This is a genomic window from Streptomyces sp. NBC_00090, assembly GCF_045160815.1.
Lineage (GTDB): Bacteria > Actinomycetota > Actinomycetes > Streptomycetales > Streptomycetaceae > Streptomyces.
In genome coordinates, this window is sequence record NZ_CP108224.1 from 6,544,117 (window position 1) to 6,560,524 (window position 16,408).

Annotated in this window: 14 protein-coding genes; 10 read left to right on the forward strand and 4 right to left on the reverse strand. The window is 70.6% G+C overall.

All coding sequences use genetic code 11. The features are described from left to right. The first annotated feature begins 6 nt into the window (after positions 1 to 6). Entirely contained in the window at positions 7 to 1,980 is a 1,974-nt protein-coding gene (locus OG361_RS29420) for an ATP-dependent DNA helicase (protein ID WP_405858258.1), read from the forward strand. A gap of 91 nt (positions 1,981 to 2,071) precedes the next feature. Here the strand turns inward: OG361_RS29420 and lexA are convergent, their stop codons facing one another. Continuing rightward, on the reverse strand, positions 2,072 to 2,860 hold the full coding sequence (lexA, locus tag OG361_RS29425) for a transcriptional repressor LexA (RefSeq protein WP_024754934.1): 789 nt from the start codon (positions 2,858 to 2,860) through the stop codon (positions 2,072 to 2,074). 450 nt (positions 2,861 to 3,310) lie between these two features. On the opposite strand from lexA, the gene nrdR reads away from it, so the two are divergent. Both nrdR and OG361_RS29435 read left to right on the forward strand, forming a co-directional pair. Further along, positions 3,311 to 3,820: a transcriptional regulator NrdR gene (gene nrdR / locus OG361_RS29430; RefSeq protein WP_384567653.1), complete on the forward strand. Its 510-nt coding sequence runs from the start codon at positions 3,311 to 3,313 to the stop codon at positions 3,818 to 3,820. A gap of 173 nt (positions 3,821 to 3,993) precedes the next feature. Then, positions 3,994 to 6,888, forward strand: a complete 2,895-nt coding sequence (locus tag OG361_RS29435) for a vitamin B12-dependent ribonucleotide reductase (protein WP_405858260.1) — start codon at positions 3,994 to 3,996, stop codon at positions 6,886 to 6,888. A gap of 443 nt (positions 6,889 to 7,331) precedes the next feature. Here the strand turns inward: OG361_RS29435 and OG361_RS29440 are convergent, their stop codons facing one another. Further along, positions 7,332 to 7,862 carry a TerD family protein gene (locus tag OG361_RS29440; RefSeq protein ID WP_405858262.1) on the reverse strand — a complete coding sequence of 177 codons (531 nt, stop codon included), beginning with the start codon at positions 7,860 to 7,862 and terminating at the stop codon, positions 7,332 to 7,334. A gap of 236 nt (positions 7,863 to 8,098) precedes the next feature. On the opposite strand from OG361_RS29440, the gene OG361_RS29445 reads away from it, so the two are divergent. The 4 genes from OG361_RS29445 to OG361_RS29460 all read left to right on the forward strand — a co-directional run bounded on the left by OG361_RS29445 (position 8,099) and on the right by OG361_RS29460 (position 11,271). Beyond that, positions 8,099 to 8,833, forward strand: a complete 735-nt coding sequence (locus OG361_RS29445; RefSeq protein WP_405858264.1) for an arylamine N-acetyltransferase — start codon at positions 8,099 to 8,101, stop codon at positions 8,831 to 8,833. 42 nt (positions 8,834 to 8,875) lie between these two features. Continuing rightward, positions 8,876 to 9,481 carry a YdbC family protein gene (locus OG361_RS29450; RefSeq protein ID WP_405858266.1) on the forward strand — a complete coding sequence of 202 codons (606 nt, stop codon included), beginning with the start codon at positions 8,876 to 8,878 and terminating at the stop codon, positions 9,479 to 9,481. A gap of 209 nt (positions 9,482 to 9,690) precedes the next feature. Next, positions 9,691 to 10,350, forward strand: coding sequence for a histidine phosphatase family protein (locus OG361_RS29455; protein ID WP_384567666.1), 660 nt, complete (start codon positions 9,691 to 9,693; stop codon positions 10,348 to 10,350). Positions 10,351 to 10,362: 12 nt separating this feature from the next. Beyond that, the gene (locus tag OG361_RS29460) at positions 10,363 to 11,271 is read left to right on the forward strand and encodes an ADP-ribosylglycohydrolase family protein (protein WP_405858268.1); all 909 of its coding nucleotides are present in this window, start codon (positions 10,363 to 10,365) and stop codon (positions 11,269 to 11,271) included. Positions 11,272 to 11,471: 200 nt separating this feature from the next. Here OG361_RS29460 and OG361_RS29465 read toward each other — a convergent pair whose 3' ends face one another. Further along, positions 11,472 to 13,025 carry an MFS transporter gene (locus tag OG361_RS29465; protein WP_405858269.1) on the reverse strand — a complete coding sequence of 518 codons (1,554 nt, stop codon included), beginning with the start codon at positions 13,023 to 13,025 and terminating at the stop codon, positions 11,472 to 11,474. 170 nt (positions 13,026 to 13,195) lie between these two features. Here OG361_RS29465 and OG361_RS29470 point away from each other — a divergent pair, with 170 nt between their 5' ends. From OG361_RS29470 to OG361_RS29480, 3 genes are all read left to right on the forward strand, one after another. Next, entirely contained in the window at positions 13,196 to 13,822 is a 627-nt protein-coding gene (locus OG361_RS29470; protein WP_405862509.1) for a TetR/AcrR family transcriptional regulator, read from the forward strand. 121 nt (positions 13,823 to 13,943) lie between these two features. Beyond that, a complete protein-coding gene (locus OG361_RS29475) occupies positions 13,944 to 14,654 on the forward strand; it encodes a ribonuclease HII (RefSeq protein WP_405858271.1) in 711 nt (236 codons plus the stop codon). A gap of 106 nt (positions 14,655 to 14,760) precedes the next feature. Beyond that, entirely contained in the window at positions 14,761 to 15,396 is a 636-nt protein-coding gene (locus OG361_RS29480; RefSeq protein ID WP_405858273.1) for a hypothetical protein, read from the forward strand. 217 nt (positions 15,397 to 15,613) lie between these two features. Here the strand turns inward: OG361_RS29480 and OG361_RS29485 are convergent, their stop codons facing one another. Further along, positions 15,614 to 16,243, reverse strand: a complete 630-nt coding sequence (locus tag OG361_RS29485) for a hypothetical protein (protein ID WP_405858275.1) — start codon at positions 16,241 to 16,243, stop codon at positions 15,614 to 15,616. Positions 16,244 to 16,408 lie beyond the last annotated feature (165 nt).

Genomic DNA, 16,408 nt, shown 5'->3' on the forward strand with positions numbered 1-16,408 from the left:
AGCGCTATGACGAAGCCATCCCTCCCCGACCTCCTCCACGCCGCCGTCGCCGCCGTCGGCGGCACGGAGCGCCCCGGCCAGGTCACCATGGCCGAGGCCGTGGCCGAGGCCATCGACGACAACTCCCACCTCCTCGTCCAGGCCGGCACCGGCACGGGCAAGTCGCTCGGCTATCTCGTGCCGGCGCTGGCCCAGGGGGAGCGGGTCGTGGTGGCGACGGCCACCCTGGCGCTGCAGCGCCAGCTCGTCGAGCGCGACCTTCCCCGGACGGTCGACGCGCTGCATCCGCAGCTCCGCCGGCGCCCGCAGTTCGCCATGCTCAAGGGCCGGTCGAACTACCTCTGCCTGCACCGGCTCCACGAAGGGGTCCCGCAGGACGAGGAGGACGGCCTCTTCGACCCCTTCGAGGCGGCCGCCCCCACCAGCAAGCTGGGACAGGACCTGCTGCGGCTGCGGGACTGGTCCGACGAGACGGAGACCGGTGACCGGGACGACCTGACCCCGGGCGTCTCCGACAAGGCCTGGGCCCAGGTCTCGGTCTCCTCCCGGGAGTGCCTGGGCGCGAGCAAGTGCGCGTACGGGGCGGAGTGCTTCGCCGAGGCGGCCCGCGAGCGCGCCAAGCTCGCCGACGTCGTCGTCACCAACCACGCACTGCTCGCCATCGACGCCATCGAGGGCGCCCCGGTGCTCCCGCAGCACGAGGTGCTGATCGTCGACGAGGCCCACGAGCTGGTCTCCCGGGTCACCGGCGTCGCCACCGGCGAGCTCACCCCCGGCCAGGTCAACCGCGCCGTGCGCCGGTCCGCGAAGCTCGTCGACGAGAAGGTCGCCGACCAGCTTCAGACCGCGGCCGAGGGCTTCGAGCGGGTCATGGAGCTCGCCCTGCCGGGCCGCCTGGAGACGGTCCCGGAGGACCTCGCGTACGCGCTGATGGCGCTGCGCGACGCGGCCCGCGCCGTGATCACGGCCCTGGGCTCCACCCGCGACCGGTCCGTGCAGGACGAGGACGCCGTCCGCAAGCAGGCCATGGCCTCCGTGGAGAGCGTCCACGGCGTCGCGGAGCGGATCACCCAGGGCTCGGAGTGGGACGTCGTCTGGTACGAGCGGCACGACCGCTTCGGCGCCTCGCTGCGGGTGGCTCCGCTCTCCGTCTCGGGCCTGCTGCGGGAGAAGCTTTTTACCGAGCGCTCCGTGGTCCTGGCCTCGGCCACCCTCAAGCTGGGCGGCGACTTCAACGGGGTCGGGGCTTCGCTCGGACTCGCCCCCGAGGGCACGACGGGGGACGACCTGCCCGTATGGAAGGGCATCGACGTCGGCTCCCCGTTCGACTACCCCAAGCAGGGCATCCTGTACGTCGCCAAGCACCTGTCCCGCCCCGCGCGCGACGGTGAGCGGGGCGACATGCTCGACGAGCTCGCCGAGCTGATGGAGGCGGCCGGCGGGCGCACGCTCGGCCTGTTCTCCTCCATGCGGGCGGCTCAGCAGGCGGCGGAGGAGCTGCGGGGCAGGAACCCGGAGCTGCCGATCCTGCTCCAGGGCGAGGACACCCTCGGCGAGCTGATCAAGAACTTCGCCGCCGACCCGAAGACCTGCCTCTTCGGCACGCTCTCGCTGTGGCAGGGCGTGGACGTCCCCGGTGCCAGCTGTCAGCTGGTGGTCATGGACAAGATTCCGTTCCCGCGGCCGGACGACCCGCTGATGAGCGCGCGGCAGAAGGCGGTCGAGGAGGCCGGTGGCAACGGCTTCATGGCGGTCGCCGCCACGCACGCGGCCCTGCTGATGGCCCAGGGCGCCGGCCGGCTCGTGCGGGCGACGGGTGACCGGGGTGTCGTGGCCGTGCTCGACCCCCGGCTGGCGACGGCCCGGTACGGCAGCTACCTCAAGGCCTCGCTGCCCGACTTCTGGTACACCACCGACCGCAACCAGGTGCGGAAGTCGCTGGCGGCGATCGACGCGGCGTCGAAGGCGGCGAGCGGCTGAGCCCCTGACCCTGCCGTGTGTCCGTACACACGGCAGGGCCCCGGGACCGGCGCAGTGGGTCCCGGGGCCCGGTCAGAGCCGGCGAGGGGTGTCAGACCCGCCGGAGCACCGCCACGACCTTGCCGAGGATGGTGGCCTCGTCGCCGGGGATGGGCTGGTACGCCGCGTTGTGCGGGAGGAGCCAGACGTGCCCGTCCTCGCGCTTGAAGCGCTTGACGGTGGCCTCGCCGTCGAGCATGGCGGCGACGATGTCGCCGTTCTCCGCGACGGGCTGGCGGCGGACGGTGACCCAGTCGCCGTCACAGATGGCGGCCTCGATCATCGAGTCGCCGACGACCTTCAGGACGAAGAGCTCGCCGTCACCGACCAGCTGCCGGGGGAGCGGGAAGACGTCCTCGACGGACTCCTCGGCCAGGATGGGGCCGCCGGCCGCGATCCGGCCGACCAGAGGGACGTACGACGCGGCGGGCTTGCCCGTGGTGTCCGTCGGCTGCGTGCTGGGCTGGTCCGAGCCGCGCACCTCGTACGCCCGGGGGCGGTGAGGGTCGCGCCGGAGGAAGCCCTTGCGCTCCAGGGCCATGAGCTGGTGAGCCACCGACGACGTGCTGGAGAGCCCGACGGCCTGGCCGATCTCGCGCATCGACGGCGGGTATCCGCGCCGCTGGACCGAGTCGCGGATGACCTCGATCACCCTGCGCTGCCGGTCGGTGAGGCCGGAACTGTCGGCCCTGATGCCTGGAGGTCGTCCGGGAAGAGCGCGGGCGGGTCGCCCGGGCTCCTCGCCGTTCATGGCTGCGTCATTCATGGCGTGCACCGGCTCGAGTCGGCCCTGGGAGCGGTCCTGGGCGGTGATGGTGGCACTGTCTGCGGTGGTGGTCACGTCGTCGGCCCCTCTCGAATTTGTCTCCCTGGCTGGCACAACGGTAGTGGCTTTCGAAAGGTTGCGCCAAACACACGTTCGAGTGAAAATTCGCAGATTGCCTTACGCGTGTACGTGTGGGGGTGTATGAGTACCGTCATTCCGACGCACTCCGTGATCCCAATTCGGTCATTACGGTAGCCTTCGCCGCTGGGTCGCGGGCAGTCGGTGTGCCCTCCCAGTGTCGCACCCGGGAGCGCGGAACCGCGGGAGCCCGCGGTCCGCGACACGCGGAGGGGGTCGAATCGCCCCCAACCCAAGATCTAGTGGTTGGATGGCACCGACCGCCCAGGGGTAGTGGTCCCCGGTCTGCCGGGGGTGCTCGCATCACCTATGCTGGAGGTCGCTTCGCAGGGTCCTGGCGGGCCGGGCGAGGTTCATCAGTCGTGCCGTGAGGGAGGGTCGGAAGCCATGCACTGCCCCTTCTGCAGGCACCCCGACAGCCGTGTCGTAGACAGTCGCACCACCGACGACGGGACGTCGATCCGACGCCGTCGCCAGTGCCCCGACTGCTCTCGCCGCTTCACCACGGTGGAGACGTGCTCGCTCATGGTGGTGAAGCGGTCCGGTGTCACCGAGCCCTTCAGCCGCACCAAGGTCATCTCCGGAGTGCGCAAGGCGTGCCAGGGGCGACCGGTCACCGAGGACGCCCTCGCCAAGCTCGGCCAGCGGGTCGAGGAGGCGGTGCGCGCCACCGGCAGCGCCGAGCTGACCACCCACGACGTGGGTCTGGCCATCCTCGGCCCGTTGCAGGAGCTCGACCTCGTCGCGTACCTGCGCTTCGCGTCCGTGTACAAGGCCTTCGACAGCCTGGAAGACTTCGAGACCGCCATCGCGGAGCTCCGCGAGCGGTCTCCCGCTGAGAATCGCGGGACCGGTGCGACCCCTGAGGTCCCCGTTCCCGCCATCGCCGCCGACTGATCGGCGGTCCGGGCCCACCGCGGCCCGGCGACCGGCCGCCCGAGCGGCCCGGCAGACGTGCCCCGAGTGACCCGTGCGGTCCTCGTGGCAGCAGTACCGATAGACGTACAGAAGACGGTGCCCTGGGACTTTCTGGGTGCCAAAGTGTGTTTTGCCCGTATATGGGAGGCGGCATGACAGAGACGGCGAGCGGCCCGGCACGTGGTTCCCGCAACAAGGGAACCAAGTCGGCGAGCAAGGGCCTGCGTATCGAGCGCATCCACACCACCCCTGGCGTGCATCCGTACGACGAGGTGGCCTGGGAGCGTCGTGACGTCGTCATGACCAACTGGCGCGACGGCTCGATCAACTTCGAGCAACGTGGCGTCGAGTTCCCCGACTTCTGGTCGGTGAACGCGGTCAACATCGTCACCAGCAAGTACTTCCGCGGGGCGGTAGGTACCCCGCAGCGCGAGACCGGTCTCAAGCAGCTCATCGACCGGATCGTGAAGACCTACACGAAGGCCGGCGACGACTACGGGTACTTCGCGTCCCCCGCCGACGCCGAGATCTTCGAGCACGAGCTGGCCTATGCCCTCCTGCACCAGATCTTCAGCTTCAACTCGCCGGTCTGGTTCAACGTCGGCACCCCGCAGCCCCAGCAGGTCTCCGCCTGCTTCATCCTGGCCGTCGACGACTCCATGGAGTCCATCCTCGACTGGTACAAGGAAGAGGGCATGATCTTCAAGGGCGGCTCCGGCGCCGGCCTGAACCTCTCCCGCATCCGCTCCTCCAAGGAGCTCCTCTCCTCCGGCGGCAACGCCTCCGGCCCGGTCTCCTTCATGCGCGGCGCCGACGCCTCCGCGGGAACGATCAAGTCGGGCGGCGCGACCCGTCGCGCGGCCAAGATGGTCATCCTCGACGTCGACCACCCCGACATCGAGGACTTCATCGAGACCAAGGTCAAGGAGGAGGAGAAGATCCGCGCCCTCCGTGACGCGGGCTTCGACATGGACCTGGGCGGCGACGACATCACGTCCGTCCAGTACCAGAACGCCAACAACTCCGTCCGTGTGAACGACACGTTCATGAAGGCCGTCGAGGCCGGCGGGAAGTTCGGCCTCACGTCCCGCATGACGGGCGAGGTCATCGAGGAGGTCGACGCCAAGTCGCTCTTCCGCAAGATGGCCGAGGCCGCCTGGGCCTGCGCCGACCCGGGCATCCAGTACGACGACACGATCAACCACTGGCACACCTGCCCCGAGTCCGGCCGCATCAACGGCTCGAACCCGTGCAGCGAGTACATGCACCTGGACAACACGTCCTGCAACCTCGCCTCGCTGAACCTGATGAAGTTCCTCAAGGACGACGGCATGGGCAACCAGTCCTTCGACGTCGAGCGCTTCGCCAAGGTCGTCGAGCTCGTCATCACCGCGATGGACATCTCCATCTGCTTCGCCGACTTCCCCACCGAGAAGATCGGCGAGAACACCCGCGCCTACCGCCAGCTCGGCATCGGCTACGCCAACCTCGGCGCCCTGCTGATGGCGACCGGCCACGCGTACGACTCCGACGGCGGCCGCGCCCTCGCCGGTGCCATCACCTCCCTGATGACCGGCACCTCGTACAAGCGCTCCGCCGAGCTCGCCGCGGTCGTCGGCGCGTACGACGGATACGCCCGCAACGCCGAGCCGCACCAGCGCGTCATGCAGCAGCACGCCGACGAGAACACCAAGGCCGTCCGCTTCGACGACCTGGACTCGCCGATCTGGGCCGCCGCGACGGAGTCCTGGCAGGACGTCGTCCGCCTCGGCGCCAAGAACGGCTTCCGCAACGCGCAGGCGTCGGTCATCGCCCCGACCGGCACCATCGGTCTCGCGATGTCCTGCGACACCACCGGCCTCGAGCCCGACCTCGCCCTGGTCAAGTTCAAGAAGCTGGTCGGCGGCGGCTCGATGCAGATCGTCAACGGCACCGTCCCGCAGGCCCTGCGCCGCCTGGGTTACCAGGAGGAGCAGATCGAGGCGATCGTCGCCCACATCGCCGAGCACGGCAATGTGATCGACGCCCCCGGCCTGAAGGCCGAGCACTACGAGGTCTTCGACTGCGCGATGGGCGAGCGTTCCATCTCCGCGATGGGCCACGTCCGCATGATGGCCGCCATCCAGCCGTGGATCTCGGGCGCCCTCTCCAAGACCGTGAACCTGCCGGAGACGGCCACGGTCGAGGACGTCGAGGAGGTCTACTTCGAGGCCTGGAAGATGGGCGTCAAGGCGCTCGCGATCTACCGCGACAACTGCAAGGTCGGCCAGCCCCTCTCCGCCAAGAAGAAGGAGGAGGAGAAGGTCGAGGTCACCGCGAAGTCCGAGGCGACGATCCGCGAGGCCGTCGAGAAGGTCGTCGAGTACCGTCCGGTCCGCAAGCGTCTGCCCAAGGGCCGCCCGGGGATCACCACCTCCTTCACCGTGGGTGGCGCCGAGGGTTACATGACCGCCAACTCCTACCCGGACGACGGTCTCGGTGAGGTCTTCCTGAAGATGTCGAAGCAGGGTTCGACCCTCGCCGGCATGATGGACGCCTTCTCCATCGCCGTCTCCGTCGGTCTGCAGTACGGCGTTCCGCTGGAGACCTACGTCTCGAAGTTCACCAACATGCGCTTCGAGCCGGCCGGCATGACGGACGACCCGGACGTGCGGATGGCGCAGTCGATCGTCGACTACATCTTCCGCCGCCTGGCGCTGGACTTCCTGCCCTTCGAGACCCGCTCCGCCCTCGGCATCCACTCGGCCGAGGAGCGTCAGCGTCACCTCGACACCGGCTCGTACGAGCAGTCCGAGGACGACGAGGTCGACGTCGAGGGTCTGGCCCAGTCCGCGCCCCGCGCCCAGGAGCTGAAGGCCGTCCCGGCCCCGGCCCCGATCGCCGAGGTTCCGGCCCCGAAGCAGGCGCACACCTCGGCGGAGCTCGTCGAGATGCAGCTGGGCATCAGCGCCGACGCGCCGCTCTGCTTCTCCTGCGGTACGAAGATGCAGCGGGCCGGCTCCTGCTACATCTGCGAGGGCTGCGGCTCCACCAGCGGCTGCAGCTGAAACTAGGCGGCATCGCATCTGCCGCACCCTGCGGCAGGTGTAGCCGCCTCGCCTGAACAGCAGGTCATGAAGGGCGCCGACGGCGAGTCGGCGCCCTTCGTGCTGTCTGCGGCCTGCCTGCCTCACCGTGCGCGGTGGCGATCGGGGCGGCGGTGGCGAACTTCTGCATGGTTTCTGCTCCTCTTGCGTTTCCTGCGCTGTTGTTTCCGGCAACGCAAAAGCTACGTTGCGTTCAGAGATCGAGTGACAGAATCGTTGCGTCATGTCCGCGTTAGTGTAGGTCGGGATGGAGATTTCATTGCAACGACTTCGCGGATAATGCAACGAGATTGACCGCGCTCATTGCAATGGGGTGAGTGTGAACGCCACGGTGCGCGCCAGGGAGAAGTGGCGAAGGGGCGCCGACCACCGGTCGGCGCCCCTTCGTCGTCCCGCGCGGCCGGTCAGGACGGCGCGGAGCCCAGTACCGCGGCGAAGGCCCGCGGGTCGGCGTCGAAGCCGCGGCTGATCGAGCGGTACGACCAGCCGTCCGCTCCGTCACGGGTGAACTCCACGACCGTCGCCGACAGGGCGTCCGGCACGTCGGCGAAGTCGTGTGTCAGGAGGTCGGTGTACCCCTCGCGGACCCGTACGCCCGTGTTCGCTATGTCACCGAAGGCCAGTCGGCCGCCGCCCTGTTGTATGGCCACGCCCACCACCACGCGCGCGTAGCGCGGCGCGAGCCGGTCCAGCTCCAGCGTCATCGCCTCGTCGTAGCCGAAGCCCTGGCCCGTGCGGCTGTCGCGGTGGAGCGTGATCGTGCCGTCGGGGGAGCGGCTGCCGAAGTGCACCAAGTGGACCGGTGACCCGTACGGGGCGTCGGCCGCGAAGACGCCGGCGACGAGATCCAGGTCGCGGGCCGGCGAGCCGGCCGGGGCAGGGTCCCACTTGAGCGTCACCTCGACCCGCGCCACCCCTTTGTTGAGTCCGCTCACGGTGCTTCCCCTCTCCCGCACGCCCCCGCGCGCGCCTCGCCTCGACCGTCGCCCCGCTCGAAAGCCCGTGGTTGCGGGGAGATTGCTCATGGTGTCATGGGGCTACGACAGTGAACCCGACGGTTGAGGGGGAGAGCGGTTTGTGGAGTGGTGACGAGCTGGATCTCGACGCATATCTGGCTCGAATCGGTGGCGACAACGGGCGGCTCGGAGAACTCGCCCCCGATCTGAGGACCTTGACGGCCCTTCACCGGGCGCACGTCCTGTCCATCCCGTTCGAGAACCTCGACGTGGCTCTCGGTAGGCCCGTCCAGTTGGACCTGAAGAGCCTCCAGTCCAAGCTCGTCCGTCGCCGCCGGGGCGGCTATTGCTACGAGCAGAACTCACTCCTCGCGGCGGCTCTCGAACGTATCGGCTTCCGGGTGGCCGGGCGCGGGGCACGCAACCGCACGCGGGGCGCGACGCTGCTGCCCGTCACGCACGCCCTGCTCGTCGTCGAGGTCGAGGGCGAACAGTGGCTCACCGACGTCGGGTTCGGTTGGCAGGGGCCGCTGGAGCCGGTGCCGCTGCGCGCCGGCGCGCGCGTGGAGCAGGGGGGCTGGACGTTCGGGATCGGGGTCGAGGACGAGGGCATCCACGTCCTGCGCTCCTTGCGCCCGCACGGCTGGACCGATCTGTACGCGTTCTCGCCGCAAACCCTGTACCCGGGTGATTTCACGGTCATGAACCACTTCAGCTCCAGCCACCCGGAGTCTCGCTTCCTCGGCCAGGTCGTGGCGCAGCGGCCCGGGGTCGACGTGCGCAGGGCCCTGGTCCGCGAGACGCTGACGACGGTGGGCACGGACGGCGGCTCCGAGGAACGGGTACTGACCGTCGGCGAGTTGGCGGCGACTCTGGAGCGCGATTTCGGCATCGAGATCGACGACGAGGAGCGCGCGGGCTTGGAGCGACTGCACCCGTCGGGTGTCTGACGCGGTCTGCCGGGGCGCTCCTCGGGCCCGTACGATGGCGCGGTGCTGGTCAAGTGGATTCGCTGCACCGTGGTGGACCGTCGAGGGTTCGAGCGGGGACAGCGGAAATGGGCGGGGCTGCTGGGTGAGCCGGGATTCCGGGGCCAGGGCGGCGGGTGGAGCCGGGCTCGTCCGGATGTCGCCCACATCTTCGCGTTCTGGGAGAGCAGGGCCTTCTACGACTCGTTCATGGCGCGGTCGCACGATCGTCTGGCGACCTCGCAGGTGGGTACGTACAAGGACATCCAGGTCAAGCTCTTCGACCACCGCTTCGACGTGAAGACGGGGTTCGAGCCCCGGTTCACGGATGCCGACGTGGCGCGCGTGGCGCACTGCCGGGTCCACGAGGACCGCGCCGAGCACTTCGCGCTCATGCAGGAGAAGGTCTGGAACCCGGCGATGGCCGGATCTCCCGGCATGCTGCGGGGGCTGTTCGGCGAGGCGCCGGGCAGCGAGTTCATGGTCCTGTCGATGTGGCGGTCCGCCGCGGAGCACGGAAAGTACCGGGTGGAGCGGGTGGAGCGGCTCGGGCTGCGGGCCCGGACCGACGCCGACGTGGCGGCGCTGACCGGCGACGTGGTGCAGCTCGAAGCGGCCTGGACCGTCTGAGAACACGCGGTCCCGGCGTAGTCCCTGCGGATTCACACGCCGGGGCCTACGCCGGGCCTACGCGGGATCCAAGCAGCGACCTACGCCTGGATCTCGCCGGTATCCACGCGGCGACCAACGCCGGTATCCACGCGGCGACCTACGCCGGATGGGCTCCGACCGGGGCCTCGGCCGAGCCCGCCCCGGGCCGTCGATCTAGGGTTCGGGGTATGGCACGACCGCGGCGCATCGTTCTCGTACGGCACGGAGAGTCCGAGGGCAATGCCGATGACACGGTGTACGAACGCGAGCCCGACCACGCGCTCCGGCTGACCGATACGGGGTGGCGGCAGGCGGAGGAGACGGGGGAGCGCCTCCGGGAGCTCTTCGGGGAGGAACCGGTCAGCGTCTACGTCTCGCCGTACCGCCGTACCCATGAGACCCTCCGGGCCTTCCGGCTGCCCCGGGAGCAGATGCGGGTGCGGGAGGAGCCGCGTCTGCGGGAGCAGGACTGGGGGAACTGGCAGGAGCGGGAGGACGTACGCCTGCAGAAGGCCTACCGGGACGCGTACGGGCACTTCTTCTACCGCTTCGCCCAGGGGGAGTCGGGGGCGGACGTCTACGACCGGGTCGGGGCCTTCCTGGAGAGCCTCTACCGCAGCTTCGAAGCCCCCGACCACCCGCCGAACGTCCTGCTCGTCACCCACGGCCTGACCATGCGCCTGTTCTGCATGCGCTGGTTCCACTGGACGGTCGCGGACTTCGAGTCGCTGTCGAACCCCGGCAACGCCGAGACCCGCACGCTCCTGCTGGGCGAGGACGGGAGGTACCGCCTGGACCGGCCGTTCGCACGCTGGCGTACCCCGGAACCGTACGGCCACACCGGATAGAGTGGCTGAGCGATGACCGCTGACTCCTCATTCGACCGGCGCTTCGACCGCGCCCTGGCCAGCCTGCGCGGGCTGTCCGTGGGAGACGCCCTGGGCTCCCAGTTCTTCGTACCCGCCCACTACCCCCTGCTGAAGCGGCGAGAGCTGCCGCCCGGCCCCTGGCAGTGGACCGACGACACCGAGATGGCCTGCTCCGTCCTGGCCGTCCTCGCCGGCCACGACCGCATCGACCAGGACGCCCTCGCGATGTCCTTCGCGGAGCACCACGACTTCGACCGGGGCTACGGGCCGGCGGTCAACCGGATGCTCCGGCTCATCAGGGAGGGCGGCGACTGGCGAGAGCTGGCTGCCGCGCTCTTCAAGGGGCAGGGGTCCTGGGGCAACGGCGCCGCGATGCGGATCGCCCCCCTCGGCGCCTGGTACGCGGACGACCCGGAGCAGGCGACGCACCAGGCCGAGATCTCCGCGTACACGACACACCAGCACCGCGAGGCCGTGGTGGGTGCCATGGCCGTGGCCGCCGCTGCCGCCCTCGCCGCCGACCCCGCCGGACCGCCCACACCGGAGGCCCTGCTCGACGGGGTCGTCGCCCTGGTGCCGCGCAGCGCGGTGGGGGCCGGTCTGCGCCGGGCTCGCGACATGCTCGACTACGGAGACGCGGGCACGGTCGCCGCGGTGCTCGGCAGCGGCCGGCGGACCAGCGCTCACGACACGGTGCCCTTCGCCCTCTGGTCCGCGGCGCGGGGGCTCGGCGACTTCGAGCGGGTGTTCTGGACGACCGCCCAGGTCGGCGGCGACGTCGACACGACCTGTGCCATCGCCGGCGGTGTCGTGGCCTCCGCGGTGACCGGTGCTCCGCCGGCCGACTGGCTGCGGCAGACCGAGGAACTGCCGGGGTGGGTCCCGGCCGGGACGGTCTGAAGGTCTGAACATCTGCACGTCCGAAGCTTCTTCTGAAGCTTGTGGTGTCCCCCGATCCCCTTGCGTGGGGGTCGGGGGACACCGGCGTACTCAGGGGCGTACGGCCCTGCTCGGGCCGCCGGTCCCCGCGTAGGCCACGGGACCGGTCAGGCCGCCGGCCTCGCTCGGGCCAACGGCCTCGCTCGGGTCACCGGCCCGGGTCAGGCCACCGGCCCCGCCGCCTCCGCCCGGCCGCTCAGTGCCTCCAGGTCGCTCTTGCGGACCCGGATCACCAGCACTGCCGTGACCAGCGCGATCAGGACCATGGCGACCGCGGCGGTGAAGGCCGAGGAGATGCCCGCGGTCAGCGCCTCGTGGCCCCAGGGAGCGGGCAGCTCCTTCGTCTTCGCGAACGCGGCCTGCTGTTCGGGTGTGGCATCGGCGAGGAAGGAAGGCACCTGCCTGGCGCCCTCTTCGCGGCTCGCCGTGCCGAAGACCGTGACCAGGATGGACAGGCCGAGCGAACCGCCGACCTGCTGGGTGGCGTTGAGCAGGCCCGACGCGGCACCCGCCTCGTGCGGGGCGACCCCGGAGACGGCCGTGAGCGTGAGCGTCACGAAGTTGAGCCCCATGCCGAAACCGAACAGGACCATCGGGCCGAGTACGGCACCGGCGTAACTGCTGTCCGACGTGATGAACGACAGCCAGAAGAGCCCGATGCCGGTGATCGCCGAGCCGCTCACCATGAACGGCTTCGGCCCGAGCACCGGCAGCAGCCGCTGCGCGAGTCCGGCACCGGTGACGATCGCGACCGTCACCGGAAGGAAGGCGAGACCGGACTGGATCGGGCTGTACCCCAGGACGTCCTGGACCCACAGGACGATGAAGAAGAACATGCCGAACATGGCGGCCGAGAGGCTGAGCATGATGACGTACGTGCCCGAGCGGTTCCGCTCGGCGAACATCCGGAGCGGGGTGATCGGCTCCTTGGCCCGCGACTCCACGACCCCGAAGGCCACCAGCAGGACCACCGCCGCGACGAAGGAGCCGATGGTCAGCGAGTCCTCCCAGCCCTTCTCGGACGCGCGGATGAAGCCGTAGACGAGGGCCGCCATGCCCAGCGTCGAGGTCATGGCGCCCGCGATGTCGAAACGGCCCGGGTGACGCTCCGACTCCGCGATGTAGCGCGGGGCGAGGAAGGCGATCAGCAGGCCGATCGGCACGTTGACGAAGAGGACCCAGCGCCAGTCGAGCCACTCGGTGAGCATGCCGCCCGCGAGCAGCCCGATCGCGCCACCACCGGCGGAGACGGCGGCGAACACGCCGAACGCCCGGTTGCGCTCCGGTCCTTCGGGGAACGTCGTGGTGATCAGCGCGAGGGAGGTGGGTGAGGCGATGGCGCCGCCGACGCCCTGCAGGGCGCGTGCGGCGAGCAGCTGCCAGGGCTCCTGGGCGAAGCCGCCGAGCAGCGAGGCGAAGGTGAAGACGAGGATGCCGGCCATGAAGACCCGGCGGCGCCCCAGGATGTCTCCTGCGCGTCCGCCGAGGAGCAGCAGGCCGCCGAAGGTGAGCGTGTAGGCGCTGAGCACCCACGAGAGGTCGGTGGTCGAGAAGGAGAGCGCGTCCTGGATGTGCGGGAGCGCGATGTTCACGATGGTGGCGTCGAGGACGACCATCAGCTGGCAGGCGGCGATGACGGCCAGCGCGATACCCGGCCGGCCTCCGGCGCGAGCGGTCGCATTCTTGGTCTGTGTGTCCACCGGAGAAGTTGTCACTATGGATCCCCCACGGAAGAATTAGTGAACGCACCCGTTCACTGTCCTCCAAGGTAGTGAGTCCCCGTCAGTGAACGCAACCGTTCACTGGGCACTGCCGAAGCCCCGCCCCGCCCCGATGCTCCACCCCGATGCTCCACCCGATCGACTCGCCCAACGGAGAGATCCTGATGGTTACTTCGCGCTCCACGGCCGCCGCCCGGCCGGAGGGGTCGGTACTGCGACGCCGCGGACCCGTACTGGAACGGGCCATTCTGGAGGCCACGCTCGAACAGCTGGGCAGCGTCGGCTGGAACGGTCTGACGATGGAGGGTGTCGCGCTCGGCGCGCAGACGGGCAAAGCGGCGGTGTACCGGCGCTGGCCGTCGAAGGAGGACCTGGTCGCGGACGCCCTCCGGGCCGGGCTGCCGACGCTCGACGAGGCGCCGGACCGGGGGAGCGTCCGGGAGGACCTGTACGCGCTCTGCCTGCGCGTCCGCGACGTGATGTTCTCCAAGCCCGGGTCCGCCCTGCGCGCCGTCCTTCACGAATGCGACGCCGACTCCGCCGAGAGGTTCCACGAGCTGATCGTCAAGGGAGTCACCGAGCCCTCGAACCGGCTCTTCCGGGACGTGCTGATCCGTGGGATCGATCGTGGTGAGGTGCGGGCCGACGCGGTCGACGGCCTGGTGCTCGATGTCATCCCCGCTCTGATGATGTACCGCTCAAAGGTTTGCAAGAGTGAATGGACCGATCGTGAGATCGCGGATGTGATCGACCGGGTCATGGTGCCGCTGATCCGGGCCGGGCGGGGCTGAGGCCTGGCTTGCGGGGAGGGGTCGAGGCCGGGCCTGCGGAGGGGCTGCGGCCGGGTCTGCGGGGTCCGAGAGGAAGCCGGGTATCGCGGGCGGCACCGGGCGGCGTAACCTGGCTTGCGCCATGCCGTACGAACCTCCCACCCACACTGTCGAGCGATCGCTCCGAGCGACCACCGGCGCCAGGATCGTCGCCGGAGTCGACGAGGTCGGGCGCGGGGCGTGGGCCGGTCCCGTCACCGTGTGCGCGGCCGTCACGGGCCTGCGCCGACCCCCCACCGGGCTCACCGACTCCAAGCTGCTCACGCCCAAGCGCCGCACCTCGCTGGCCGCGGAGCTGGAGCAGTGGGTCACGTCGTACGCGCTCGGCGACGCCTCCCCGCAGGAGATCGACGAACTCGGGATGACCGCGGCGCTCCGGCTCGCGGCGGTCCGGGCCCTCGAAGGGCTTCCCGTACGGCCGGACGCCGTGATCCTCGACGGCAAACACGACTACCTCGGCACTCCCTGGCAGGTCCGTACGGTGATCAAGGGCGACCAGTCCTGCGTCGCCGTGGCCGCCGCCTCCGTGATCGCGAAGGTCCGGCGGGACGCCCTGATGGCGGAGCTCGACGCCGAGTCCGAGGGGTGTGCCGCGTTCGGCTTCGCGGCCAACGCGGGCTACCCTTCGCCGGTCCACAAGGCCGCGCTGGAGGAGCTGGGCCCCACCCCGTACCACCGTCTCTCCTGGTCGTACCTGGACGCGTTGCCCCGCTGGCGCCACCTCAAAAAGGTCCGCCTCGCGGCGGAGGCGGCCGCGCTGGAAAGCGGGGGCCAACTCGGCTTCGACTTCTGAACTTCCGGCTGCCGAACCCTTCCTGAGGGCCTGCCGAGCAGCCGGGGTGCACCTGTGTGCCCACCCGCCGATGCCTCGCGCAGCGGCGTTTGATAGACATCCACCCATGCCTCTCACCCCCGAGGAGCCTCAGATTCACGAGAGCGCCCAGGGTCCCCGCGCCACCGCGGCCGCCGGCCGTCCCGCGTCGACCCCTCGTCCCGTACCCGGCCCGCGTTCCGCGGCCTCCCCGCGTCCCGGGCGTCCGGGCCCCGGCCCGGCCAGGCCCGGCCCGCCGGCCCCGCGCCCGCAACCCGCTGCTGCGGCGCAGTCTCCGGCGACCACCCCGGAGAATCGTTCCGACCAGCCTTCCGCTCCGCAGTTCCAGCTGATCCCGGCCCCGGTCGACGGCGCGCTCGACGCCGCCGAGGAGGCCCTGGACCTGCTCCTGGAGAGCGGACGCGCGCCCGGCGACGTCCTGGTGCTCACCACCGGTGAGCAGCACCCGTGGGCGGCGCACGAGCTGTCCTTCGGCGAAGCCGCCTACTGGGCCCAGCAGGACAGCGGCGAGGACGTGTTCTTCGCGGACGCCGCCGCGGTCGAGCGGGCCGCCACCCGGCCCGTGGTGATCGTCGCCGTCAACGGCGGAAGCGACGAGGCCACCGCCCGCGCCCTGCCGCTGGCGATGACCCGTGCGGGCGCGCTCCTGGTCGTCTGCGGCGACCAGGAGCGCGTCGCGGCGATCCTCGGCGCCGGAGTCTGACCGGACCGTCGGTTGGGAACCTGCCGGAGCTGAGCCCGCTGGACGCCTGAGCCCGTTGAGCCCGCTGGACCGGAGGCCCGGTCCGGCGGGAAGGCATCGGGCGTGCGTCGTGCGTCGTGTCTCGTGCTTCGGACGTTGTTGCCGTTGCCGTTGCCGTTGCCGTGGCCCGCAAGCCCGCGGCCCGTGCCTCGTACGCCGTGCCTCGCGGGTGCGGGCGTCAGCGCGCGGCGGCCCGGCGCAGGGGTTCGGACGCGCCGCTCGCGGTTCTCGGCGTGAGACGGCCGAGTTCGGCCGACTCGCTCCCGAGTGACTCCGGGTGCGAGTCGGAGCTCGGGCGACGGCCTCCGCGGCCCTCGCCGAGCACCTGCCAGCCCCCTCGCGTCAGGGTGATGTACGCGCCGCAGCGGAGCCCGTGCAGCGTGCAGGCGTCCCGGAGCCCCCACATCCAGGCCCCGTCCTCCTCGGTCCAGCGCTCGTCGCCCTCGCGGCAGTAGAGGAGGACCGCGGTCCGCACGGGCGTGCGGCGCCGGAGGTCGTGCGGAATGACGCGCCGCAGATGCGCCAGGAGCGCGTTCCGGAACTCCCAGCCGTCCGCCGGATTGGGGCGGCGGACGAACGAGGCGCTGGCGGCGAGCCGCTCCTCGTGGTCCAGGACCGCCACGACCGCCGTCGCGGGCGTGGGCGCGTGACGCGAGTGCAGTCCGCTGACGACGTCACGAGGATTGCGCAGCAGGGGAATTCCCGCCGCTGCCCACTCGGCCGGTTCGAGCATCCGAGCGAGGCGGCTGGTGGACTCGGTCGACGATCTGGTCGAGGTGGCTGTGGGCGGAGCGAATCCGAGGGTCACGGTCCTCCCTTCGGATACGCGCCCGCGCGGCGGGCAAGGTCGGGTGAGGGCGCACCACGGCACGGTCCTTCAGGGCCGCTGACGGGCCGTGCGGGGCGGTTTCCCAATTCTGGCTTGGCCCGTGCGTGAGCGGCAATGAGCAATTGAGGTCGCTGACGGGATTGC